This is a genomic window from Kitasatospora sp. A2-31, from assembly GCF_022288725.1.
Taxonomy (GTDB): domain Bacteria; phylum Actinomycetota; class Actinomycetes; order Streptomycetales; family Streptomycetaceae; genus Kitasatospora.
In genome coordinates this window covers 226,365-252,013 of the sequence record NZ_JAKNTA010000012.1, presented here as the reverse complement: position 1 = coordinate 252,013, position 25,649 = coordinate 226,365, and the positions used below count along the sequence as shown (strand labels likewise).

Here is a 25,649-nt window from a genome sequence, read left to right as displayed (position 1 = left end):
GGGGGGGGGGGGGGTGGAAACCAGTCGTGGAGGGGTTGGGCTGTTCGCCCATTAAAGCGGTACGCGAGCTGGGTTTAGAACGTCGTGAGACAGTTCGGTCCCTATCCGCTGTGCGCGTAGGAGTGTTGAGAAGGGCTGTCCCTAGTACGAGAGGACCGGGACGGACGAACCTCTGGTGTGCCAGTTGTTCTGCCAAGGGCATGGCTGGTTGGCTACGTTCGGGAGGGATAACCGCTGAAAGCATCTAAGCGGGAAGCCTGCTTCGAGATGAGCACTCCCACCTCCTTGAGAGGGTAAGGCTCCCAGTAGACGACTGGGTTGATAGGCCGGATATGGAAGCCCTGTGAGGGGTGGAGTTGACCGGTACTAATAGGCCGAGGGCTTGTCCTCAGTTGCTCGCGTCCACTGTGTTGTTCTGAAACAACGACCCCCACCGCTCTGGCGGGTGGGTGGCGGATAGTTTCATAGTGTTTCGGTGGTCATAGCGTGAGGGAAACGCCCGGTTACATTCCGAACCCGGAAGCTAAGCCTCACAGCGCCGATGGTACTGCAGGGGGGACCCTGTGGGAGAGTAGGACGCCGCCGAACAATTCTTCTGAAGAACCCCCATCCGGGAACCCGGATGGGGGTTCTTCGCATTTCCGGGCGGTGCGGCCCGAACAGTCCGGCCAAGCGGCCCCCGGCGGTCCGGCCGAACAGGTCGGGCGGCCCCTCCCGAAGGAGGGACCGCCCTGGGTGGATCAGGCCCGGTGGATCAGGCCGTCAGGTCAGGCAGCGGGGCCGGCCGGTGTGTGCAGGACGGCTGCCAGCACCTTGGGCAGCTCGCCGGCGGACTCGGCGGTCCGGGCGCGCCAGGCGACGTGCCCGTCCGGGCGGACCAGGACACAGCCGTCGGCCTCGACCTCGCGCAGGCGCTCCCACGTCCCGTACGGGTCGCGCAGGCCCTCGGCGGCGCCGATCGTGCGGACGGTCACGGGCACGCCGGTGACCCGGGCGGCCTCACGGGCCGCGTCGTGCCAGCGCTCGCCACCGCGGCCGGTGAGCAGGACGAAGCGGCCCTGGCCGACCACGTCCAGGGTAGAGCGGCGGCGCCCGCCGTCCTCCAGCCAGGCGTGCGGCAGGCGGGCGCCCGGCCAGGTGGTGGCCTGGTAGTACAGCTCCGGGTCGCGGTCCTGGGTCGGCTCGGGGGTGCCGTCGTCGACGCGGGCGCCGGCACGGTAGCGGTAGCCGATCTCGACGCCGTGCGCGTTGGTCTGGTAGTTGATCCGGTCGGTCGCGGCGGCCAGGGCGGCCCGGCGGGCGGCGGCCTCCTCGGTGTCGTCGGCGAGGCCGCGCAGCAGCTCCCACTGCTCCGTCGCGCTCTGGCCGGCGGCGTAGCCCAGCGCGGCCGGGATGCCGAGGAAGTCCATCATGCTGCGGACGGCGCGGTCGACGATCTGCGCACCGACCGGCACCCGCTCGGTCTGGTAGGTGTCGAGCAGCTCGGGCGAGGCCGTGCCGTCCAGCACCAGCTTGAGCTTCCAGCACAGGTTGAACGAGTCCGCGACCGCCGAGTTGAGGCCGAGGCCGTTGGTGGGCGGCATCTGGTGGACGGCGTCGCCGACGCAGAACACCCTGCCGTTCGCGTAGCGGGGGGCGACGACGGCGTTGACCTCCCACGGCGAGACGTTCTTGATCCGGATCTCGACGGACGGGTCACCGATGCTCTCCCGCAGGTGCGCGCGGATCTCCTCGTGGTCCTCCGGGTCGAAGCCGGGGTCGTGGTCGAGGAAGCGCAGGAAGACCCACTCGTTCCAGGGGCGGACGCTGACGAACACCCGGCCGTCCTCCGGCGGGTTGCCGGGCACGGCGCCCATGTAGAGGATCGCGGGGCGGTCGGCGCAGTAGCGGGAGAGGTCCGCCTCGAACCAGATCGTGGCCGCCTTGGCCAGCCCGGTGGCGCCCTCCACGGTGAGCCCGGCCTGCTGCATCACCCGGCTGTTGGCACCGTCGGCGCCGATCACGTAGTCGGCGCGCACGGTGTACTCCAGGCCCGACTGGCGGTCGGCGAGCACGGCGGTGACGCCGTCCTCGTCCTGCTCCAGGCTCAGGAACTCCTGGCCGAAGCGGAGTTCGCCGACCCCGGCCTGCTGGACCTGCTCGACCAGCAGCGGCTCCATCAGGTGCTGCGGGAGGTTGCACATCTTGCTCGGGCTGGCGGCGAGGTAGTCGCCGATCCGGTCCGGTCCGTTGCCGTACGCGTCCAGCCGGCTGACCTCGGGGCCGGCGAAGGTCGACATGAAGACGTGGTTGGCGAGCAGCGGGCTCGGCGTGGCCTCGGCCAGCACCTCGCGCTCGACGCCGAGGTCGCGCAGGATCTCGCCGGTGCGCTGGTTCAGCAGGTGGGCCCGCGGGGTGTGGGCGGTGCCCGGGTACTTGCCGACGACCAGGTGCGGGACGCCGTACCGGGAGAGCGCCAGTGAGGCGGTCAGGCCGGCCGGTCCGGCGCCGACGATCAGGACCGGGACGCGGACGTCGGGGGTGGTGGTCGTCATGGTCAGTTTGCTGCCTTTCGTGCATAGCCGGCGTAGATCACCGACGTGTCCTTGTGAACGCCGAGCTGGAACCGCCGCCCCAGCTCGCCGTACGTGATCTCGCCGCGGGCCCGGCTCCGCATCGCCTTCAGCAGCTCCAACTGCGGCCGCTTGGAGGCGAATCCGATCAGGTCCTGGTTGGCCAGGCCGTGTCGGCGGAAGACCTCGTGCAGCTCGGCCGGCTTGATGAAGCTCTTCCAGTCGTGGAGGTCCTTGGGCGCGAAGCTGACCGACTTCCAGTCCTGCGCCATCTTGATCATCGCGAGCTTGGACCGGAAGGTGCGGTTGATCGTGTCGTACAGGTAGTAGCCGCCCGGCTTGAGGACCCGGACCGCCTCGGCCACGGCCTGGTCCACCGAGGTGACGTGCTCCAGCGTGTCGCAGCAGTAGACGACGTCGAAGGTGCCGTCCGGGAAGGGCAGCTTCTCGGCGAAGCCCTGCTGGTACTCGATCTCCAGGCCGGACTCGGCGGCGTGGGCGCGGGCGGCTTCGAGGGAGGGGCCGGAAGGGTCCATGCCGGTCACCTTGCAGCCGGCCTTGGCGTAGAGCTCGGCCAGCAGACCGCCGCCGCAGCCCACGTCGAGCACGCGCAGGCCGGCGAGGTCCAGCCGCAGCCGGTTGGTCAGCACCTCGTGGAAGTAGTCGAACCGGGCCGGGGTGAACGCCTCCAGGGTGGCGAACGGCTGGTCGTCGTGCCACCAGGAGTGTGTGTTGTAGACGTCGTTGTCGACAGCCATGGTGCGACTCCTCAGGAGAGCTTGATGGTCGGGCGGTAGAGGTCGAGCCAGACGGCCAGGTCGAGGACGCGTTCGAACGCCTCGCGCTCGTCCCGGTCGACGGCCTCCGGCTGCGCGGCGACGGCCTTGGTGAGCGCGGCTGCGTCGAAGAGCGTGACGGCCTCGTGGTCGGCCGACAGGAGTTCGCCGACCTGCTGCTGCAACCGGCCGACGTAGGCGAGCTGTTGGGTGTGCGGGTAGAGCGCCTTCACGCGTTCGACCACCGAGGCGGGCAGCACGTCCTTGACCGCGGCCCGCAGCAGGCTCTTCTCCCGGCCGTCGAAGGTCTTCATCGCCCAGGGGGTGTTGAACACGTACTCGACGAGCCGGTGGTCGCAGAACGGGACCCGGACCTCCAGACCGACGGCCATGCTCATCCGGTCCTTCCGGTCCAGCAGCAGGCCGAGCAGGCTGGTCAGGTGGACGTAGCAGAACTCGCGCATCCGCCGTTCGTGCGCGTCCTCGCCGGCCACGACGGGGAGGCCGGCGACCGAGTCGCTCCAGCGCTGGGCCCAGTAGCCGGGGACGTCGAGGGTGCGCAGCAGCAGGTCGGGGTCGATCAGCTTGGTGGGGTGCTTGCGCGGGCCGAGGCCGGAGGCGGTGACCCACGGGAACATCGGGACCTGCTGGACGGCCGGCAGGTGGAACCAGGGGTAGCCGCCGAAGATCTCGTCCGACGACTCGCCGGAGAGCGCGACCGTGGAGTGCTCGCGGATCGCCTTGAACAGCAGGTAGAGCGAGTTGTCCGCCTCGCCGAAGCCGAACGGCAGATCGCGGGCGGTCACCGTGGCGCGGCGCACCTCGGGGTTGGCCAGCTCCTGGTAGTCGAGCCTGATGTCGTGGTGCAGCGTGCCGACGTGCTGCACGACCTCGCGGGCGAAGGGCGCGTCCGGCGAGCCGCGCAGGTCGTCGGGGCGGAACGCGTCCGACTGCTCGAAGTCGACGGTGAACGTGCGGGCGCGCTCGCCGTCGGCGGCCAGCCTGCGGCCGGCCAGGGCGGTGAGGGCGCTGGAGTCGAGCCCGCCGGAGAGCAGGACGCACTGCGGCACGTCGGCGACCAGCTGCCGGGCGACGCTGTCCTCCAGCATCTCCCGGACCCGGCGCACGGTGGTCTCGGCGTCGTCGCGGTGCTCGGCGACCTCCAGCCGCCAGTACACGTGCTCGCGCAGCCCGGAGCGGTCGAAGGTCACCATGGTGCCCGGCTTGACCTCGTGCATGCCGGCCCAGACCGCGCGGCCGGGCTCCTTGACGAAGCCGAACAGCTCGCGGAAGCCGTCGGCGTCGACGACCGGCTCCACCTCCGGGTGGGCCAGCAGGGCCTTGGCCTCGGAGCCGAAGACCAGGCCGCCGGCGGTGGGGGCGTAGTAGAGCGGCTTGATGCCCAGGCGGTCGCGCAGCAGGATGAGCTTCTCCACGCGGCTGTCCCAGATGCCCAGGGCGTACATGCCGTTGAGCCGGTCGGCGACCCCCTGCCCCCACTCCAGGTAGCCGCGCAGCACCACCTCGGTGTCGCTGGAGGTGCGGAACTCGTGCCCCCGGCGCCGGAGTTCGTCCCGCAGCTCGGTGAAGTTGTAGGCCTCACCGCTGTAGGTCAGCACGACCGGGCCGTCCGGCGTCTCGGCGACCATCGGCTGCACGCCGCCGGCCAGGTCGATGACGGACAGCCGGCGGTGGCCGAGGGCGGCGTGGGCGGACAACCAGGTGCCGGAGGCGTCCGGGCCGCGGCACGCCATGGTGTCGGTCATGGCGCTCAGGGCGGCGAGTTCACGTTCGAGGTCGAGCTGGAAGGAGATCCAGCCAGCGATCCCGCACATTCGGGTCTTCCTTCGTTCAGGGGGCGGGGTGGGCCGACCGGGTGGTCAGCGGAGCGCGGTGCCGCGCTGGGAGGCCATGTAGGCGGGCAGGCCGTCGATGTGGGACCGGCCGGTGGGGGCGAAGAAGAAGCGGTCCAGGGCGCCCTGGAGGAAGGACCACGGGCGGTTCAGTTCGGCCGCCCAGCGCCAGCTGAACCGGGCGCCGGTCTCGGTGGGCTCGACCACGTAGTCCTCCACCAGGTGGCGGAAGATCGGCTTGGTCGCCCCGGTGGCGGTGAAGGTCTTGCGGGTGCCTTCCTCCCAGCGGAAGAAGCGCTCGCGCAGGACGAGGCCGCTCTCCATCTCGATCTCCCTGGTGGTGCCGACGCCGAACGGCCGCGGCGAGGTCCAGGTGAGCTGACGCATGCCCTTGGTCCAGCTGGAGACGCCGTCGCCGGTCAGGGCCGCCCAGGTCTCCTCCGCGGTGAACGGCACCTCGACCGAACGGGCGTGGTACAGCGGGGCGGTGGCGAACAGCGAGTCGTCGGCTTCCTCGATCGGATACCAGCGGGCGGCCATGGTGTCGGGTTCCTTTCCGGGGGTCTTACCAGGGGTCTTGCCGGGGGCTTGCCGATGGGGGCATGCCCGGGTGGGGTGGGGCGGAGGTGGTGCGTCGGGGGGCCGGTGCGTCGCGGGGCGTTACGACTTGCGGGCCCGCCAGAGGCCGACGCAGCCGCGCACGGCCAGGTCGAAGTCGTCGAAGTTCTGCTTCAGCTGGTCGCGCAGGTCGTCCAGGTGGTCCTGGTCGTTGTGGAAGACGCCCTTGCCGTTGAGGTCCTTCATCAGCCAGCGGCCGGCCCCGGTCACCGGGACGCCCTGGGAGAGGATCGTGCTGCCGAACACCGTGCCGCCGGGCCGCACGGCCGCCGCGGCGTGCCGGATGGCCACGCCCTTCTCGCGCAGGCTGCCGGGGATGCAGTGCAGCAGGAAGCTGAGGGCGGCGGAGTCGTGGCTCTCGGCGGGCACCGGCAGCGGCTCCAGGGCGTTGGCGACCACCTTGGTCGTCTTGAAGTGCGCCAGCCGCTCGGCGGTGAAGTCGAGGGTGCTGGGGTTGAGGTCGGCCAGCGTGATCTCCGGGTTCGAGACCGGGAACCGGGTGCGCTGCAGCAGGTAGCCGGTGCCGACGCCGATCTCCAGGTGCTTCGCGCCGATGGAGGTCCGGTACATCTCCAGGAAGTTGCGCGGGGAGCAGCGCCAGAACAGCGGCGCGCTGCCGCGGAAGACGAGCAGGTCGTAGAAGGCGAGCGCGCGCCGGTGGTAGGGGTTCGCGCCGTCCAGGACCGCCTGGTCGACGGAGCCGGGCTGGTGGTCGTTGTCGATGCTCATGGTCTGCTCACCCTCGGTCGGAGTCGGTGGTACGGATGGACGGTCAGGCGGACGGCTCGGCGAGCCGGTCGAGGACGGCGCGCACGGTGGAGGGGCTGTGCTCGCCGGTCAGGGAGAAGTGGTCGCCGGGCACCTCGTCCTCGGTGTGCGGCACCGGCCAGGAGGCCTGCCAGCCGGTGGCGGGGAAGCCGGGGAGCGGCCGGGCCGCGCGGAGCTGGAGCGTCGGTGTCGCGAGGGGCTGCGGCTGCCAGCTCTCGAAGAGCCGGGCGTAGCCGCCCATCGCGGTGAGGCAGGTGTCGTCCAGCAGCTGGTCGGACGGCAGTTGACCGTCCGTCAGGAGACTGGCGATCTCCGCCTGGATGCGGGGAAGTATCGCACTCCCGGGCCGGTAGCTGTCCAGCAGGACGACGGAGACCGGCGCGGTGCCGAGCTTCTCCAGGTACGCCGCCACCGCGTGCGCGATCCAGCCGCCGGCCGAGTGGCCGAGGAGGACGAACGGCTCCCCGGCGGCGAGCCGTTCGACGTCCTCGGCGTGCAGACGCACCAGCGCGTCGAGGTCGGCGGGCAACGGCTCGCGGGGGGCGAAGCCGGGCGCGGGCAGTGCCCAGAGCTCGTGCCGGCCGTCGAAGGCGGCGGCCAGCCGGGCGTACTGGTGGGCGCCGGACCTGGTGGCGAAGGAGGGGAAGCAGAAGAAGCGGGGGGTCGCCCCGCGGGTGAGGCGGACCGGTGCCGGGCGGCCGGCCGGGTCGGGCGGGCCGTCGAAGGTGTCCCGGAACCGGGCGGCGGCTGCGAGGAGTTCGCCGAACTCGGCGAACCGGCCCAGCTCGGCGGCCCGCGGGGCGAGCGAGGCCAGCAGGCCGGCGGCCGGGGCGTCCGGCGGGGCCGTGGTGGTGCCCAGCCCGGCTTCGAGGTGCGCGGCGAGGCCGTCCACCGTGGGGTGCTCGAACACCGCGGTCGAGGGCAGCGGGACGCCGGTGGCGGCCTGCAGGGCGGCGCCGAGCTCGGTCGCCGCGAGCGAGTCGAGTCCCAGCTCGGGCAGCTCCAGCCCGCTCTCCAGCTCGTCGGCGGAGCCGTGCCCCAGGGCCGCGGCCACCTGGGCGGCCACCAACTGCCGTAGAGCGGAGCGGCGTTCGGGCGCAGCGAGGGCGAGCAGCCGCTCGCGCAGGCGGACGGGCGTCTCGGTGGCGGCCACCGGCTCCTCGACCGCGGGGACGGCGCCCTCGGCCGGCCGGGTGAGGGCGGCGGAGCCCTCGATCCAGAACCGGCGGCGCTGGAACGCATAGGTGGGCAGGTCGACGACGTCCGGTTCGAGGTGCGGTGTCCCGTCGCCGGCGAAGACGGCGGCCCAGTCGACCGGGACGCCGCGGACGTGGAGGTGGGCGAGCGCGGTCAGCGCGCTCTCCGCCTCGGGGCGGGCCCGCCGGAGCAGCGGCACCGCCACCGGGGCCGGCGTCCGCTCGGCCAGACCGTCCCGGACGAGGCCGGACAGGACACCGCCGGGGCCGAGTTCGAGGAAGGTGGTGACGCCGTCCTCCGCCATCCGGCGGACGCCGTCGTGGAAGCGGACCGCCTCCCGGATGTGCTGCACCCAGTACTCCGGGCGGCCCACCTGCTCGGGCGCCGCCGGCTCGCCGGTCAGGTTCGACAGCAGCCGGATCCGCGGCGGCCGGTAGGCGAGACCGCTCGCCGCCTCGTGGAAGCGCGCCAGCACGCCGTCCATCAGCGGCGAATGGAACGCCCGGGCCACCCGCAACCGCCTCGTCCGGCAGCCGCGCGCGGCCAGCTCGGCGGCGACCTCGTCGACCGCCTCGGCCTGGCCGGAGAGCACGGTGGCGCGCGGCCCGTTGACGGCGGCGATGCCGATCCGGTCCTCCCGCCCCGTCAGCAGCGGCAGCACCTCGTCCTCGGCCGCCTCAACCGCGACCATGGCGCCGGCCGGCGAGTCCTGCATCAGCCGGCCGCGGGCGGCGACCAGCCGGCAGGCGTCCTCGACCGTGAACACGCCGGCCGCGCAGGCCGCCGTCAGCTCGCCGATCGAGTGGCCGCCGACCCAGTCCGGCACCACCCCCCAGGACTCCAGCAGCCGGAACGCCGCCAGGCCTACCGCGAAGAGCCCGGCCTGGGTGAACACCGTCTCGTCGAGCAGAGCGGCCTCGGGGCTGCCCTCGGGGGCGAACAGCACCTCGCGCAGGGCGGGGCGGCCGGGCGCCGCGAGGTGCCGGTCCAGCAGCGCGCAGACCTCGTCCAGGGCGCGGGCGAAGACCGGGTGGGCCGCGTACAGGCCCTGGCCCATGCCGGGGCGCTGGCTGCCCTGGCCGGGGAAGAGGAAGCCGACCCGGCCCGCGGTCACCGTGCCGCGGACCACCCCGGGTGCGGGGGAGCCCGCGGCCAGCGCGTCGAGACCGGCGCCCAGCTCGCCCGCGCCGCGGCCGAGCAGCACCGCCCGGTGCGGCAGGGCGGCCCGGGAGAGGGCGAGCGAGCGCCCGACGGCGGCCGGGTCGACGGCGGGCGCGCCGGCGAGGTGCTCGCGCAGCCGCTCCGCCTGGGCCCGCAGGGCGTCCTCGCCGCGGGCCGAGACCAGCCAGGGGACGAACGGAGCCGCCGACGGCGTCGGACCGGTCGGGTCGACGTCCGCCGCCCGGTCGCGCGATGCGGTGCCGTCGGCGGCGTCGGAGCCTTCGCAACCGTCGGACGGAGCCGGGTGGGCGGGGAGCGGCGGTGCCCCCTCCAGGACGACGTGGGCGTTGGTGCCGCTGATGCCAAACGCGGACACGCCCGCGCGCCGCGGACGGTCCCGCTCCGGCCAGGCCACCGATTCCGTGAGCAGGGCGACCGCCCCCGAGTCCCAGTCCACGTGCGGGGTGGGGGCGTCGGTGTGCAGCATGGGCGGCAGGACGCCGTGCCGCATCGCCATCACCATCTTGATCACCCCCGCCATCCCGGCGGCCGCGGCGGTGTGGCCGATGTTGGACTTCACCGAGCCGAGGTAGAGGGGCTGTTCGGCCGGCCGGCCCCGCCCGTAGGTGGCGAGCAGCGCCTCGGCCTCGATCGGGTCGCCGAGCGGCGTGCCGGTCCCGTGCGCCTCCACCGCGTCCACCTCCTCCGGGGACAGCCGGGCGTTGGCCAGCGCCTGCCGGATCACCCGCTGCTGGGCAGGGCCGTTGGGCGCGGACAGGCCGTTGCTGGCGCCGTCCTGGTTGGTCGCCGAGCCGCGGACCACCGCCAGCACCGGGTGCCCGTTGCGCCGCGCGTCGGAGAGCCGCTCCAGTACCAGCACGCCCACCCCCTCGCCCCAGGCCGTGCCGTCGGCCGCGGCGGCGAACGGCTTGCACCGCCCGTCCGGCGCCAGCCCGCGCTGCCGGCTGAAGGCGACGAAGGCCTGCGGGGTGGACAGCACGCTGACGGCGCCCGCGAGCGCGAGCGTGCTCTCGCCCGAGCGCAGCGACTGGCAGGCCAGGTGCAGGGCGACCAGGGAGGACGAGCAGGCCGTGTCCACCGTGGCGGCCGGTCCCTCCAGCCCGAACGTGTAGGCGAGCCGGCCGGACAGGACACTGGCCGCGTTGCCGGTGAGCAGGTACCCCTCCAGACCGTCCGCCGAGCCCTGCGCCAGCAGGTGGTAGTCCTGGCCGCTGCTCCCCGCGAACACCCCGGTGCGGCTGCCGCGCAGGGTGGTCGGGTCGATGCCGGCGCGCTCGAAGGCCTCCCAGGAGGTCTCCAGCAGCAGCCGCTGCTGCGGGTCCATGGCGAGCGCCTCGCGCGGGCTGATCCCGAAGAACGCGGCGTCGAAGCGGTCGGCGTCGTGCAGGAACCCGCCCTCGCGGGTGTAGCTGCGGCCGGCTCGGTCCGGGTCGGGGTCGTAGAGGTTGTCCAGGTCCCAGCCGCGGTTCTCGGGGAAGGGCGTGATCGCGTCCCGGCCGTCCGCGACGAGCTGCCACAGCTCCTCGGGGCTGCGGACTTCGCCCGGGTAGCGGCAGGCCATCGCGACGACCGCGATCGGCTCGTCGGTGCCGGCGGCTGCGGCGAGGGCGGGCTCGGCGTCGGCGATCTCGACGTCCGGGTCGGCGAGTCGGGAGAGCAGGTGGCGGCTCAGCGCCTCGGGCGTCGGGTGGTCGAACGCGACGGCGGCCGGGAGCCGCAGGCCGGTGGCGGCCATCAGCCGGTTGCGCAGCTCGACCGCGGTGAGCGAGACGAAGCCCAGCTCCTGGAAGGTGCGGCCCGGCGTGATCGGGGCGGCCAGGTCGAGGACGGCGATCGCGTGTGAGTCCACCAGGTCGCGCACCAGCCGCTCGCGGTCGGGCTCGGAGAGCTCGGCGAGGCGGCGCCGCAGCTCCGCTCCGGCGGAGCCCGCGGCGTGGTCCTCCGGCGCGGCGACCGGCCTGCCGGTGCCGGTGGTGTCCACCCAGTAACGGCGGTGCTGGAAGGGGTAGGTGGGGAGGTCGGGGTGGTTTCGATGTAGGTGGTGTGGCCGTCGGTGTGGGCGGCGTGGGTGGCGTCGGTGAAGCGGACGGTCTGGCGGAGGTTGGTGTACCAGTAGTCGGCATCCAACTGGGTGGTGTCGATCGGGGTGCCGGTGACCGTGGAGTAGAAGGGGATGGTGGCTGTCTTCGGCGTGATGCCGGCGAGTTGGGTGGCCAGGTCGGCCCGGATGGCTTCGACGTGGGGGCTGTGGGAGGCGTAGTCGACGTCGATGCGGCGGGCGCGGATGTCGTGTTGTTCGCAGTGGGTGAGGAGTTCGTCGAGGGCGTCGCGGTCGCCGGCGATGACGGTGGTGGTGGGGCCGTTGTGGGCGGCGATGGTCAGGCGTCCGTCCCAGCGGGTGAGGAGTTCGGCCGTGTTGTCGTGGGTGAGGGGGAGGGAGGCCATGCCGCCGTGGCCGCTGATGGCGAGGATGGCTTGGCTGCGCAGGGCGGCGATGCGGGCGCCGTCTTCCAACGAGAGGGCGCCGGCGATGGTGGCGGCGGCGATCTCGCCTTGGGAGTGGCCGATGACGGCGGCGGGTTGGATGCCGAGGGAGCGCCAGAGTTCGGCGAGGGAGACCATGACGGCGAAGAGTGCGGGTTGGATGACGTCGACGCGGGTGAGGTCGTCGTTGCCGCGCAGGACGTCGGTGAGGGACCAGTCGACGTGGGGGGCGAGTGCGGCTTCGCACTGGGTGATCCAGTGGGCGAAGACGGTGGAGGTGTCGAGGAGTTCGGCGCCCATGCCGATCCATTGGGAGCCCTGGCCGGGGAAGACGAACACCGGTCGGTCGTGGGTGCCGTGGCCGGTGGGGGCGGTGCCGTTGGCGAGGGCGGTGAGGGAGGTGAGGAGTTCGTCGTGGTTGTGGCCGAGGGCGACGGCTCGATGGTCGAGGGCGGCGCGTCCGGTGAGGAGGGTGTGGCCGACGGCGCGCAGGTCGGTGTCGGGGTGGTCCTGGAGGAAGGTGGCGAGTTGGGCGGCCTGGGCGCGCAGGGCGCGTTCGTCGCGGGCGGAGAGCACCCACGGCACCACCGTGGAGGGGGAGTTGGCCTCGGTCGTCTCCTTCTGGGGCTCCTGCGGAGCCTCTTCCAGGATCACATGGGCGTTCGTCCCGCTCGCCCCGAAGCCCGAGATCCCGGCCCGCCGAACCCGCTCACCGGCCGGCCACTCCTGTGCCTCGGTGAGCAGCGACACCGCCCCGGCCGACCAGTCCACGTGCGGCGTCGGCTCGTCGACGTGCAGGGTCCGCGGCAGCACCCCGTTCTGCATCGCCATGACCATCTTGATGACCCCGGCGACGCCCGCCGCCGCCTGGGTGTGGCCGATGTTGGACTTCACCGACCCGAGCCGGAGCGGCCGTTCCGCCGGCCGGTCCTGCCCGTAGGTGGCCAGCAGCGCCTGTGCCTCGATCGGGTCGCCCAGCGTCGTCCCGGTGCCGTGCGCCTCGACCGCGTCGACGTCGGCCGCCGCGAGCCGGGCGTTGTCGAGCGCGTCCCAGATGACCCGCTGCTGCGCCGGACCGTTGGGCGCCGTGAGCCCGTTGCTGGCGCCGTCCTGGTTGACGGCCGAGCCGCGCACCACCGCCAGCACCCGGTGTCCGTTGCGCTGCGCGTCGGACAGGCGCTCGAGCATCAGGACGCCGACCCCCTCGCCCCAGCCGGTGCCGTCCGCGGCGGCGGCGAAGGCCTTGCAGCGGCCGTCGGGGGCGAGGCCGCGCTGGCGGCTGAACTCGACGAACATGCCCGGCGCGGCCATCACGGCCGCCCCACCGGCGAGTGCGGTCGTGCACTCGCCGCGGCGCAGCGACTGGCAGGCCAGGTGCAGGGCCACCAGGGACGACGAGCACGCCGTGTCGACGGTGATCGCCGGGCCCTCCAGCCCGAACACGTAGGAGAGCCGGCCCGAGATCACGCTCGCCGCCCCGCCGGAGAGCAGGTACCCCTCCAGGCTCTCGGTCGCGTTCTGGGCGAGCGTCGCGTAGTCGACCTGCCCGGCACCCATGAAGACGCCGGCCCTGCTGCCCCGGAGCGTGGCCGGGTCGATGCCGGCGCGTTCGAAGGCCTCCCAGGAGGTCTCCAGCAGCAGCCGCTGCTGCGGGTCCATCGCCAGGGCCTCCCGCGGGCCGATGCCGAAGAAGCCGGCGTCGAACCGGTCGGCTCCCTCGACGAAGCCGCCCTCGCGGGCGTAGGTGTGGCCGGCACGGTCCGGGTCGGGGTCGTACAGCGCCTCGACGTCCCAGCCGCGGTCCTCGGGGAAGGCGGAGATCGCGTCCCGCCCGTCCGCGACCAACTGCCAGAGCCGCTCTGCCGAGTCGGCGCCGCCGGGGAAGCGGCAGGCCATGCCGACGATCGCGATCGGCTCGCCCGCGACGTTCTCCATCTCCTGGAGCCGCCGGCGCGTCTCCTGGAGGTCGGCGGTCACCCGCTTGAGGAAGTAGCGGAGCTTGTCCTCGGTCTCGCTGGCCACAGTGGCGCAACCCCTTCGGGATGGACAGGTACGGGATGTCTGGCCGGCAGGGCCGCCGGCCGGCGGGTCAGGGCGGGGCGGTCAGGAGATGCCGAGTTCGTTGGTGATGAAGTCGAAGACCTCGTCGTCCTCGGCCGAGTCCAACTCCAGTTCCGCCGCCGGGGATTCACCGGAGACCGCCGGATCGCGCCGGTCGTCCCACCGGGAGAGCACGGACCGCAGCCGGCCGGTGATCCGCGCCCGGTCGGGGTGGTCGGCGGCGACCGTGGCGAGGACGGCTTCCAGACGGTCCAGTTCCGCGAGCACCGGGGCGGTCGAACGCTCACCCCCGCGGGGGAGTTCGGCGTCCAGGTGGCCGGCCAGCGCCGCCGCCGTGGGGTGGTCGAAGACCAGCGTCGCCGGCAGCCGCAGACCGGTGGCGGAGGTGAGGCGGTTGCGCAGTTCGACCGCCGTCAGCGAGTCGAAGCCCAGGTCGCCGAAGGCACGGTCGGCGTCGACCGCGGCGGCGTCCGAGTGGCCGAGCACGACCGCCACCTGGGTGCGGACGAGGTCCAGCAACGCGCGTTCGCGGTCGGCGTCGGACAGGCCGGCGAGCCGTCGCTCCAGCCCGTCCGCCGCCTCCGCGTCGGGACGGCGGGCGGGCCCGGCGGCCGTCCCGGCCAGGCCGTGCAGCAGCGGCGGGAGGCTCGGCCCCGGCCCGGCGCAGCGCGGCGAGGTCCAGCCGGACCGGCAGCGCGGTCGGGGCGGCCCCGGTGAGCACCGCGTCGAAGAGGGCGAGGCCGTCCTGCGGGGCGAGCGGCAGGACGCCCGAGCGCCGCATCCGGCCGAGTGTGGCCTCGTCCGGGGCACCCGCCATGCCGTCGCGCTGCTCCCAGAGACCCCAGGCGAGGGACCGGGCGGGCAGGCCCTGCGCGGCGCGGTGCTGGGCCAGGGCGTCGAGGAAGGCGTTGGCCGCCGTGTAGCCGCCCTGGCCGGCACCGCCGAGGGTGGCGGTGGCCGAGGAGAAGAGCACGAAGGCGGCGAGCCCGGCCTCGCGGGTGAGCTCGTGCAGGTGCCAGGCGGCGTCCGCCTTCGGGCGGAGCGCGGCGTCGAACAGCTCGTCGGTGAGCGAGGCCAGTGCTCCGTCCGCGACCACGCCGGCCGTGTGGACGACGGCGGTGAGCGGGTGCTCGGCGGGGACGGAGGCGAGGGCGGCGGCGAGCGCCGCACGGTCCGCGACGTCGCAGGCCCTGAGCGTCACCCGGGCGCCCAGCGCGGTGAGTTCGGCGGTCAGCTCGGCGGCTCCCGTGGCCTCCGGGCCGCGGCGGCCGAGCAGCAGCAGGTGCCGTACGCCGTGGGCGGTGACCAGGTGGCGGGCGAACAGCGCGCCGAGCGCACCGGTGCCGCCGGTGACCAGCACCGTGCCGTCCGGGTCCAGTGCGGGGGCCGCCGCGGGCGCCGCCGGGCGGGCCCGGACCAGGCGCGGCGTCAGGACGGCGCCGGCGCGCAGGGCGAGCTGCGGCTCGGTGCCGGCGGCGGCCCGGGCGAAGGCCGCGGCGGGGTCCGAGGCGTCGTCCAGGTCGAGCAGGACGAAGCGGTCCGGGTGCTCGGCCTGGGCGGCGCGGACCAGTCCCCACAGCGGTGCGTTCGCGACCTGCGGGACGTCCTCGCCGTCCCCGGCGGCCACGGCGCGGCGGGTCACCAGGACCAGACGAGAGCCGGCGAGGCGGTCGTCCGCCGCCCACTCCGCCAGCGCGGACCGCACCCGGCCCACGGCCGCGCGGACCGCCCCCGGGACGTCCCCGCCGGCCTCCGGCCGGTCGGCGCCGGCCGCGTCCGGCACGGGGAGGAAGACCGCGTCCGGCACCGGCAGCCCGGCGTCGACGGCTGCGCCGAGCGCCGTGACGTCCGGGTGGTGGTCGAGGCCTGCGCCCAGGGGTGCGCCGTCCGGCGAGCCGAGGACGGCCCACCGCCCGCGGACGGGCTCCGCCGCCCGGGCCGGCGTCCACTCGACGCGGAACAGGGCGTCGCCGAGCCCGGCCCGGGCCGCCGCGCGCAACTGCTCGACCGAGACCGGCCGCGCCCGCAGCGCGCCGACCGAGGCCACCGGAGCACCGGACTCGTCGGCCACCTGCAGTGACATCGCGTCCGGCCCGGCCGGGGCCATCCGCAGCCGCAGCACGGCCGCACCCGGGCGGTGCAGCCGCACCCCGTTCCAGGCGAACGGCAGCAGCACCTGCTCGCCGGTGTTCCCGACCAGACCGGCGTGCAGCGCAGCGTCGAGCAGCGCCGGGTGGACGCCGTACCCGGCGGCCTGGCCGCGCTCCGGTTCGGGCAGCGCGACCTCGCCGTACACCTCCTCGCCCGCGCGCCACACCGCCCGCAGGCCGCGGAACGACGGGCCGTAGACGAATCCGTCGCGGGCGACCGACGGGTAGAAGTCGGTCACGTCCACCGGTACCGCGCCCTCGGGCGGCCAGACGCCCGCGGGGTCCAGGACGTCCACGTGGTCCCAGCCGATCGCCCCGTCCTCCGCTGCGAGCGTGCCGCCGGCGTGCCGGGTCCACGTCTCGCCGTCGTCCGGCCGGGAGTACACGCCGATCGACCGCCGGCCCGACTCGTCGGCCGCACCGACCACGAGCTGCACCTGCACCGTGCCGGCCTCGGTGAGGATCAGCGGCGCCTCCTGGTCGAGCTCCTCCACCGCCGTGCAGCCGGCCAGGTGTGCCGCGTGCAGCGCCAGCTCCAGGTAGGCGGTGCCGGGCACCACCACGCTGCCGAGGATGACGTGGTCGGCGAGCCAGGGGTGCGAGCGGACCGACAGCCGGCCGGTGAGGATCAGCCCGCCGCCCTCCGCTGGGGTGACGGAGGCGCCGAGCAGCGGGTGCCCGGCCGCCGTCACGCCCAGCTCGGACGCCTCGACGGCCGGCCCGGCGGCGGCCGGCCAGTACCGTTCCCCCTGGAACGGGTACGTCGGCAGGTCCACCCGGTGCCGGGCCGGGCCGGCCAGGTCGGTGAGGAGGGCCGGCCAGTCCACCCGGACGCCCCGCACGTGTGCCTGCGCGGCGGCGGCCAGGACGGTGCCGGTCTCCGGGCGGCCCCGGCGCAGCAGCGGCACGGCCGCGACGTCGTCCCGGTCCCCGGCGGCCTGCTGGGCCATGGCGGAGAGCACGCCATCCGGTCCCAGCTCCAGCAGCGCGGTCACCCCGCGGTCGAGCAGGTGCCGCACGCCGTCGTGGAATCGCACGGCCTCGCGCACGTGCCGGACCCAGTACTCCGCGGTGCGGATCTCCTCGGTGACCGGCCGGCCGGTGAGGTTGGAGACGACCGGGATCGTCGGCTCGTGCAGGGTCAGCCCGGCGAGCACCTCGCGGAACGCGTCGAGCATGCCCGCCATCCGCGGGGAGTGGAAGGCGTGGCTGACGGTCAGCCGCTTGGTGCGGCGCCCCTCGGCGCGGAGCCGTTCGGCGATCCCGGTGACCGCCTCCTCCTCGCCGGAGAGCACCACCGAGCGGGGGCCGTTGACGGCCGCGATGCTCGCCTGCGCCTCGTGGCCGGCGAGCAGCCCGGCGACCTCGGCCTCCGTCGCCTCGACGGCCACCATCGCACCACCGGTGGGCAGTTGCTGCATCAGCCGCCCGCGCGCGGCGACCGCCGTGACCGCGTCCTCCAGCGAGAACACCCCGGCGACGTGCGCCGCTGCCAGTTCGCCGATCGAGTGCCCGAGCAGGAAGTCCGGCCGCAGGCCCCAGGATTCGGCCAGCCGGAACAGCGCCACCTCCAGCGCGAACAGGGCGGCCTGGGTGAACGCCGTCTCGTCCAGCCGCGCGGCCTCGGGCGAGCCCTCCTCGGCGAGCAGCACCTCGCGCACCGGCAGCCCGGTCCGCTCCGCCAGCAGGGCGCAGACCCTGTCCAGCTCGGTGGCGAACACCGGGAAGCGGCCGTGCAGTTCGCGGCCGGCACCGGCCCGCTGCGCGCCCTGGCCGGTGAACAGGAACGCCAGCTTCCCGCCGCGCGGGCCCGGACCCCGGACGAGCTGCGGCGTGCTTGCGGCCCGGTGCAGCGCGTCGAGACCGGCGAGCAGTTCGGTGCGGTCGGCGCCGAGCACCACCGCGCGGTGGTCGAGGTCGGCCCGGGCGGTGACCAGCGACCAGGCGACGTCCGCCCGGTCCCACCCGGGCTCGCCCGCGACGGCCTCGGCCAGCCGGCCGGCCTGGGCGCGCAGCGCCTCCGGGCTGCGGGCGGAGAGCAGCCACGGGGTGCCGGCGGGAGCCTCGCGGGGCTCCTCGGCGCTCTGCCCGGCCGGCTCCTCGGCCGGCTGTTCCAGGATGACGTGCGCGTTGGTGCCGCTGATCCCGAACGAGGAGACGCCCGCGCGCCGCGGCCGGTCGGTGGCCGGCCAGGCGCGCCGCTCCGTGAGCAGCTCGACCGCGCCGCGCGACCAGTCGACCTGCGGCGTCGGCTCGTCCACGTGCAGGGTGGCGGGCAGCACGCCGTGCCGCATCGCCAGCACCGTCTTGATGACGCCGGCGACGCCGGCGGCGAGCTGGGTGTGGCCGATGTTGGACTTCACCGAGCCGAGGTAGAGCGGCCGGTCGGCCGGCCGGTCCTGGCCGTAGGTGGCGAGCAGGGCCTGCGCCTCGATCGGGTCCCCGAGCCGGGTGCCGGTCCCGTGGGCCTCGACGGCGTCCACGTCGGCGGCGGTCAGCCGGGCGTCGGCCAGCGCCGCCCGGATCACCCGCTGCTGGGCCGGTCCGCTGGGCGCGGTCAGGCCGTTGGAGGCGCCGTCCTGGTTGATCGCCGAGCCGCGGACCAGGGCCAGCACCGGGTGGCCGAGGCGGCGGGCGTCGGAGAGCCGCTCGACCAGCAGCACGCCGACCCCCTCGCCCCAGGCGGTCCCGTCGGCCGCCCCGGCGAAGGCCTTGCAGCGGCCGTCGGGGGCGAGGCCGCGCTGGCGGCTGAACTCGATGAACATGTGCGGCGCCGCCATCACGGCCGCGCCGCCGACCAGCGCCATCGTGCACTCGCCGTCCCGCAGCGCCCGGCTCGCCAGGTGCAGCGCGACCAGGGAGGAGGAGCAGGCGGTGTCCACGGTGAGGGCCGGGCCCTCCAGGCCCAGGGCGTAGGCGAGTCGGCCGGAGGCGACGCTGACGGTGGTGCCGGTCAGCAGGTATCCCTCGGAGCCCTCGGCGCTGCGCGGATCGGCGGCGTAGCCGAGCGGGGAGGCGCCGACGAACACCCCGGTCCGGCTGCCCTGAACGGAGGAGGGGTCGATGCCGGCGCGCTCGAAGGCCTCCCAGGAGGTCTCCAGCAGCAGCCGCTGCTGCGGGTCCATGGCCAGCGCCTCGCGCGGGCTGATCCCGAAGAACGCGGCGTCGAACCGGTCCGCGTCCCGGACGAAGCAGCCCTGCCGGACGTAGCTCCGGCCGGGGCGGTCCGGATCGGGGTCGTACAACTCCTCGGTGTCCCAGCCGCGTTCGGCGGGGAAGTCGGAGAGGGCGTCGCGGCCGTCGGCGACCAGGCGCCACAGGTCCTCGGGGCTGTGGACGTCGCCGGGGTAGCGGCAGGCCATGCCGACGATCGCGATCGGCTCGTGCCGGGCCTCGGTCAGCTGGTGGTTCTGCTGCTGCAGCCGCCGGGTCTCCTTGAGCGAGACCCGGAGCGCTTCCAGCACCTTCTCCTGTGATGCAGCCATCGTTAGGTTCTCCGCAGTCCGAGCGCGATCAGAGGTCAGTGGTGCCGAGCGCCAGGCCGATCAGGTCGTCGGCGTCCATGGCGTCGATCTCGTCCAGTTGGTCGTCCGCCTCGGCCGGGGGCTCCTCGGGCGCCGTGCCGGCGAGGGCGAGCAGCGCGTCGAGCAGGCCGGCGGCGCGCAGCCGGGCCGGCGCGATGGTGGCCAGCAGCCGGCTGACCTCGCCGTCGGAGGCGGCCGGGCCGTCCGGCTCGGCCGGTGCGGCCGGGGCCAGCTCGGCGAGCAGGTAGGCGGCCAGTGCGTCCGGTCGCGGGTGGTCGAAGACCAGCGTCGCCGGGAGCCGGAGCCCGGTGGCGGCGCCCAGCCGGTTGCGCAGCTCGACGGCGGTCAGCGAGTCGAAGCCGAGCTGCTTGAACGCGAGATCCGGCCGGATCGCCTCGTCGGTGGCGTGGCCGAGCACGACGGCCGCGTTGGTGCGCACCAGATCCAGCAGGGCGCGGGCCCGTTCGGCCTCGGGCAGGGCGGCCAGCCGGCGGGCCGGCGCGTCCGCCGCGCCGGTCCCGGTGACCGCCACCGACCGGCGGGCCGGCGAGCCGATCAGCCGGCGCAGCAGCGGCGGCACCGAGGAGGACTGGAGGGCGGTGCGGGCGGTCGCGACGTCGAGCCGCATCGCCACCAGCAGGGCCTCGTCGGCGTCCAGGGCCGAGTCGAACATCGCCAGGCCGTCGGCGTCGGAGAGCGGGCGGACGCCGGAGCGGCGCAGCCGGGTCAGGTCGGAGTCGTCGAGGTGGCCGGTCATCCCGCTGGCCTGCTCCCACAGGCCCCAGGCGATCGACAGGCCGGGCAGCCCGGCGGCGCGGCGCTGCTCGGCGAGGCCGTCGAGGAAGGCGTTGGCCGCCGCGTAGTTGCCCTGCCCGGGGCCGCCCAGGACGGCGGCCGAGGAGGAGAAGAGGACGAACGCGCCGAGGTCGGCGTCCCGGGTCAGCTCGTGCAGGTGCCAGGCGGCGTCCACCTTCGGGCGGAGCACCGCCGCCACCTGGGCGGGGGTCAGCGAGGCGATCACCGCGTCGTCCAGCACGCCGGCGGCGTGGACGACGCCGGTGAGCGGGTGCTCGGCGGGGACGGCGGCGAGCACCCGTGCCAGGGCGTCGCGGTCGGCCGTGTCGCAGGCGGTGACCGTCACCTGGGCGCCCAGCGCGGTGAGTTCGGCGGTCAGCTCGGCCGCGCCGGCGGCCTCCGGACCGCGCCGGCCGAGCAGCAGCAGGTGCCGCACGCCGTGCTCGGCGACCAGGCGGTGGGCGACCAGGCCGCCCAGCACGCCCGTGCCGCCGGTGATCAGCACGGTGCCGTCCGGGTCCGGCCCGGCGGGCATGGTGAGCACCACCTTGCCGGTGTGGCGGGCCTGGCTCATGAAGCGGAACGCGTCCGGTGCGCGCCGCACGTCCCAGGTGCGGGCGGGGATCGGGTGGAGCGTGCCGCGCTCGAACAGCGGCATCAGCTCGGCCGTCATCCGGCCGATCCGGTCGTAGCCGGCCTCGATCAGGTCGAACCAGAGGTAGGAGGTGCCGGGGTGGGCGGCGGTGACCTCGGCCGCGTCGCGGATGTCCGTCTTGCCCATCTCGGCGAACCGGCCGCCGTCCGCGAGCAGCCGCAGCGAGGCGTCGACGAACTCGTTGGCGAGCGAGTTCAGGACGACGTCCACGCCCCGGCCGCCGGTGGCGGCACGGATCCGCTGCTCGAAGCCGAGGTCGCGGGAGGAGGCGATCCGGTCCTCCGGGATCCCCAGCGAGCGCAGGGTGTCCCACTTGGCCGGGCTGGCCGTGGTGAACACCTCGGCGCCCAGGTGGCGGGCGAGTTGGATAGCGGCCATGCCCACGCCGCCGGTCGCCGAGTGGATCAGCACCGACTCGCCGGGGGCGAGCCGGGCGAGGTCCACCAGGCCGTAGTAGGCGGTGAGGAAGGCGATCGGCACCGAGGCGCCCTCGGTGAACGTCCAGTGCGCGGGCAGCGGGACGAGCAGCCGGTGGTCGACCACGGCGACCGGACCGAACGAGCCGGGCACCATGCCCATCACGCGGTCGCCCGGGGCGAACCCGGTCACGTCGGGGGCGGTCTCCAGCACCACGCCGGCGGCCTCGCCGCCCATGACGTCCTGGTCGACCATGCCCAGGCCGAGCAGCACGTCGCGGAAGTTCATCCCGGCGGCACGCACCGCCAGCCGGACCTGGCCGGGGCCGAGCGGCTCGGCAGCGGCGGGGTACGGGATGAGCGCGAGGTTCTCCAGGGTGCCCTTGGCGGTGGTGTCCAGCCGCCAGCCGGTGCCGTCCGCCGGTGGCTCCAGCAGCCGGCCGGTGGCGCCACGGACGAGTCGAGGGGCGTACAACCTGCCTTCGCGTACGGCCAGTTGTGGCTCGTCCGTGGCGAGGGCGGCGGCGAGCGCGTCCTTGGGGGCGGGGGAGCGGCGGTCGTCCAGGTCGATCAGGACGAGACGGCCCGGGTGCTCGGTCTGGGCGGACCGCAGCAGGCCCCAGATCGGCGCGGCGACCAGGTCGCGCACGCTCTCGCCACTGCCGGCCGGGACGGCGCCGGAGGTCAGGACGACCAGCCGCGAGGTGCTGAACTGATCAGCCGCTAGCCATTGCTGAAGCAGCGTCAGGGTACTGGTGGTGAGGTCGCGGACGGCGGTGGGGACGTCCGGCGAGTCGGCGCCGGTGCAGGTGACCAGCACCGCGTCGGGGACGGTCGCGCCGGCGGCGACGGCCTCGGCGAGGGCGGCGAGGTCCGGGTGGCCGCCGATCCGGAGGTCCTCGGACAGGCCCAGCCGGTCGGTGCCGAGCAGGACCCAGCGCCCGGCGGCGGCCTCGGCGGCGGGCAGCTCGGTCCAGTCCACCCGCAGCAGCGGGTCCGCGCCGTCCTGGCGCGCCGCCTGCAGCCGTTCCCGGTCCACCGGGCGGCTCGCCAGCGTCGCCACGGCGGCCACCGGGGCGCCGGACGCGTCGGCCACCTGGAGGGCGATCCCGTCCGGGCCGGCCGGGGAGACCCGCACCCGCAGGGCGGTCGCACCGGTGGCGTGCAGGGCGACACCGCTCCACGAGAACGGCAGCCGCACCTCGCCGGGCGAGGCGGCAGCGGTCGCGTGCAGGGCGGCGTCCAGCAGAGCGGGGTGCAGGCCGAAGCGCAGGGCGTCGTCGTGCTGCTCGGCCGGCAACCGCACGTCGGCGAACAGGTCGTCGCCCTGCCGCCAGAGCGCGCGCAGCCCCTGGAACGCCGGGCCGTAGCCGAGACCGTCCTCGGCCAGTCGGGGATAGAGCTCGGTGACGTCCACCGGAAGCGCGCCGGCCGGGGGCCACGCGGCGAGGTCCCAGGTCGGGCGCTCGGCGCCGACGGCCAGCACGCCGGTGGCGTGCCGTGACCAGGGGGCGTCGGGGCGGCCGGGCTGGTCGGGGCGGGAGTGCAGGGAGAAGGCGCGGCGGCCGTTCTCCTCCGGCGGACCGATCCGGAGCTGGAGCTGGACGGCGCCGTCGTCGGGGAGGAGGAGCGGTGCCTGGAGCGTCAGCTCGTCGAGGACGTCGCAGCCGGCGTGGTCACCGGCCTGGAGGGCGAGTTCGACGAGGGCGGTGCCGGGGAGGAGGGGGGTGTTGAAGACGGCGTGGTCGGTGAGCCAGGGGTGGGTGGTGAGGGAGATCCGGCCGGTGAGGATGATGTCGTCGCCGTCGGCGAGGGGGAGTAGTGCGGTGAGGAGGGGGTGGTTGGCGGGGGTGAGGCCGGCGGTGGTGACGTCGCCGGTCGGGGTGGGGGCGTCGAGCCAGAAGCGTTCGCGTTGGAAGGGGTAGGTGGGCAGGTCGAGGGGGTGGGTCGGGAGGGGCGGGTTGGTGGGCCAGGTGGGGGGGGCGCCGTGGACGTGGGCTTCGGCGAGGGAGGTGAGGAGGCGGCGGAGGCCGCCTTCGTCGCGGCGCAGGGAGCCGACGACGAGTGCCTGCCGGTCGGCGTTCTCGCTGATGTCCTGGACGGCCATGGTGAGGACGGGGTGGGGGCTGGTTTCGATGAAGGCGTGGTGGCCGTCGGTGAGGGCGGCGTGGGTGGCGTCGGTGAAGCGGACGGTCTGGCGGAGGTTGGTGTACCAGTAGTCGGCATCCAGCTGGGCGGTGTCGATCGGGGTGCCGGTGACCGTGGAGTAGAAGGGGATGGTGGCTGTCTTCGGCGTGATGCCGGCGAGCTTCTGGGCGAGCTGGGTTTGGATGGCTTCGACGTGGGGGCTGTGGGAGGCGTAGTCGACGTCGATGCGGCGGGCGCGGATGTCGTGTTGCTCGCAGTGGGTGAGGAGTTCGTCGAGGGCGTCGCGGTCGCCGGCGATGACGGTAGTGGTGGGGCCGTTGTGGGCGGCGATGGTCAGGCGTCCGTCCCAGCGGGTGAGGAGTTCGGCCGCGTTGTCGTGGCTGAGGGGGAGGGAGGCCATGCCGCCGTGGCCGCTGATGGCGAGGATGGCTTGGCTGCGCAGGGCGGCGATGCGGGCGCCGTCTTCCAACGAGAGGGCGCCGGCGATGGTGGCGGCGGCGATTTCGCCTTGGGAGTGGCCGATGACGGCGGCGGGTTCGATGCCGAGGGAGCGCCAGAGTTCGGCGAGGGAGACCATGACGGCGAAGAGGGCGGGTTGGATGACGTCGACGCGGGTGAGGTCGTCGTTGCCGCGCAGGACGTCCGTCAGTGACCAGTCGACGTACGGCGCGAGTGCGGCTTCGCACTGGGTGATCCAGTGGGCGAAGACGGTGGAGGTGTCGAGGAGTTCGGCGCCCATGCCGATCCATTGGGAGCCCTGGCCGGGGAAGACGAACACCGGACGGTCGAAGGTGCCGTGGCCCTGGAGGAGGCCGGGCGCGGTGGTGCCGTCGGCGAGGGCCGCGAGGCCGCTCAGCAACTCGGCACGGCTCTCGCCGATCACCACGGCCCGCTGCTCGAACACCGACCGGCCCGACACCAACGCCCCGGCCACCGCGGCCGGTTCCCATTCCGGGTGGGCTTCGACGGCCGCCCGCAACCGCCCGGCCTGCTCGCGCAGCGCCCGCTCGTCCCGCGCCGACAGCACCCACGGCACCACGCCACCCGCCGCTGCGCCGTGGTCGGCCGCCGGAACCTCCGGCGCCTGCTCCAGGATGACGTGTGCGTTGGTCCCGCTCACGCCGAACGAGGACACGGCCGCCCGTCGCGGGCGCCCGGTCCGAGGCCACTCCTGCGCCTGGGTGAGCAGCGAGACCGCCCCGGCCGACCAGTCGACGTGCGGCGTCGGCTCGTCGACGTGCAGGGTCCGCGGCAGCACGCCGTTGCGCATCGCCATGACCATCTTGATCACGCCGCCGACGCCGGCTGCGGCCTGGGTGTGGCCGAGGTTGGACTTCAACGACCCCAGCCAGAGCGGCCGTTCCGCCGGGCGTTCCTGCCCGTAGGTGGCCAGCAGCGCTTGGGCCTCGATCGGGTCGCCGAGCTTGGTGCCCGTGCCGTGCGCCTCGACGGCGTCGACCAGGTCGGGCGAGAGTTCGGCCTCGGCGAGCGCCTGCCGGATCACCCGCTGCTGCGAGGGCCCGTTGGGCGCGGAGAGGTTGCTGCTCGCGCCGTCCTGGTTGACCGACGACCCGCGCAGGACCGCGAGCACCCGGTGCCCGTTCCGCTCGGCGTCCGACAGGCGCTCGACCAGCAGCATTCCGGCGCCTTCGCCCCACGCCGTCCCGTCGGCCGCGGCGGCGAAGGACTTGCAGCGCCCGTCCCGGGCGAGGCCGCCCTGACGGCTGAACTCGACGAACGTGCTCGGGGTGGCCATCACCGTGACGCCGCCGGCCAGCGCCATCGTGCAGTCGCCGCGCCGGATCGCCTGCGCCGCCAGGTGCAGGGCGACCAGCGACGAGGAGCACGCCGTGTCCACCGTCACCGCCGGCCCCTCCAGGCCGAGGACGTAGGCGATCCGGCCGGAGGCGACGCTGCCCGCCGTCCCGCTCCCCAGGAAGCCGGCGACCGACTCGTCCACCGAGCCGAGGCGGGTGCCGTAGTCGTGGTACATCAGGCCCGCGAACACGCCGACCCGGGCCCCGCGCACCGTCGCCGGCCGGATGCCCGCCCGCTCGAAGGCCTCCCACGCGGTCTCCAGCAGCAGCCGCTGCTGCGGGTCCATCGCCAGGGCCTCGCGCGGGCTGATCCCGAAGAACGCGGGGTCGAACCGGTCCGCGTCGTCGAGGAACCCGCCCTCGCACACGTAGGAGGTGCCGGCGCGCAGGCCCTCGGGGTCGTAGAAGTCCTCGACCCGCCACCCGCGCCCGGCGGGCGGTTCGCCGACGGCGTCCCGCCCGGCGGCCACCAGCTCCCACAGCTCCTCCGGCGTCCGTACCCCGCCCGGGTACCGGCAGCTCATCCCGACGATCGCGATCGGGTCGCGGTCGGCCGCCTCCAGTTCGGCCACCCTGCGGCGTGCCTCGCCGAGCTCGGCGGCGGCCCACCGGAGGTGCTCGCGAAGCTTGTCTTCATGTGCCACTTGAGCCTG

9 protein-coding genes, 2 rRNA genes and 3 pseudogenes are annotated in these 25,649 nt (G+C 74.6%); 2 read left to right on the top strand and 12 right to left on the bottom strand.

The features are described from left to right. Together MCM47_RS29695 and rrf are read left to right on the top strand one after the other, a co-directional pair. A 23S ribosomal RNA gene (locus MCM47_RS29695) occupies window positions 1-390 on the top strand; the annotation flags it as partial. Between the two features lie 81 nt (window positions 391-471). Further along, window positions 472-588, top strand: a 5S ribosomal RNA gene (rrf, locus tag MCM47_RS29690). A 179-nt stretch (window positions 589-767) separates the two neighbouring features. On the opposite strand, the gene MCM47_RS29685 is transcribed toward rrf, so the two are convergent. From MCM47_RS29685 to MCM47_RS44170, 12 genes and pseudogenes are all read right to left on the bottom strand, one after another. Beyond that, window positions 768-2,534: an FAD-dependent monooxygenase gene (locus MCM47_RS29685; protein ID WP_238864759.1), complete on the bottom strand. Its 1,767-nt coding sequence runs from the start codon at window positions 2,532-2,534 to the stop codon at window positions 768-770. Between the two features lie 2 nt (window positions 2,535-2,536). Then, window positions 2,537-3,310, bottom strand: coding sequence for a bifunctional 2-polyprenyl-6-hydroxyphenol methylase/3-demethylubiquinol 3-O-methyltransferase UbiG (ubiG, locus tag MCM47_RS29680; protein WP_238864758.1), 774 nt, complete (start codon window positions 3,308-3,310; stop codon window positions 2,537-2,539). 11 nt (window positions 3,311-3,321) lie between these two features. Then, entirely contained in the window at window positions 3,322-5,163 is a 1,842-nt protein-coding gene (asnB, locus tag MCM47_RS29675) for an asparagine synthase (glutamine-hydrolyzing) (RefSeq protein WP_238864757.1), read from the bottom strand. A gap of 45 nt (window positions 5,164-5,208) precedes the next feature. After that, the gene (locus MCM47_RS29670; RefSeq protein ID WP_238864756.1) at window positions 5,209-5,721 is read right to left on the bottom strand and encodes an SRPBCC family protein; all 513 of its coding nucleotides are present in this window, start codon (window positions 5,719-5,721) and stop codon (window positions 5,209-5,211) included. 120 nt (window positions 5,722-5,841) lie between these two features. Then, window positions 5,842-6,528 (bottom strand): class I SAM-dependent methyltransferase, encoded by a 687-nt coding sequence (locus tag MCM47_RS29665; protein ID WP_238864755.1) that lies wholly within the window; start codon window positions 6,526-6,528, stop codon window positions 5,842-5,844. Window positions 6,529-6,571: 43 nt separating this feature from the next. Then, window positions 6,572-10,795, bottom strand: a complete 4,224-nt coding sequence (locus MCM47_RS43505; protein WP_238864770.1) for a type I polyketide synthase — start codon at window positions 10,793-10,795, stop codon at window positions 6,572-6,574. Next, on the bottom strand, window positions 10,681-13,452 hold the full coding sequence (locus tag MCM47_RS43500) for a type I polyketide synthase (RefSeq protein WP_238864754.1): 2,772 nt from the start codon (window positions 13,450-13,452) through the stop codon (window positions 10,681-10,683). Before MCM47_RS43500 ends, MCM47_RS43505 begins: the two co-directional genes overlap by 115 nt. Before the next feature lie 81 nt (window positions 13,453-13,533). Beyond that, entirely contained in the window at window positions 13,534-13,758 is a 225-nt protein-coding gene (locus MCM47_RS43495) for a hypothetical protein (RefSeq protein WP_238864771.1), read from the bottom strand. A gap of 102 nt (window positions 13,759-13,860) precedes the next feature. Further along, a pseudogene (locus tag MCM47_RS43490) lies at window positions 13,861-13,977 on the bottom strand (acyl carrier protein); the annotation flags it as partial. A 403-nt stretch (window positions 13,978-14,380) separates the two neighbouring features. Then, a pseudogene (locus MCM47_RS29645) lies at window positions 14,381-19,126 on the bottom strand (SDR family NAD(P)-dependent oxidoreductase); the annotation flags it as partial. 28 nt (window positions 19,127-19,154) lie between these two features. Next, window positions 19,155-25,568, bottom strand: a complete 6,414-nt coding sequence (locus tag MCM47_RS29640) for a type I polyketide synthase (RefSeq protein WP_374209233.1) — start codon at window positions 25,566-25,568, stop codon at window positions 19,155-19,157. A gap of 18 nt (window positions 25,569-25,586) precedes the next feature. Beyond that, a pseudogene (locus tag MCM47_RS44170) lies at window positions 25,587-25,640 on the bottom strand (polyketide synthase docking domain-containing protein); the annotation flags it as partial. Window positions 25,641-25,649 lie beyond the last annotated feature (9 nt).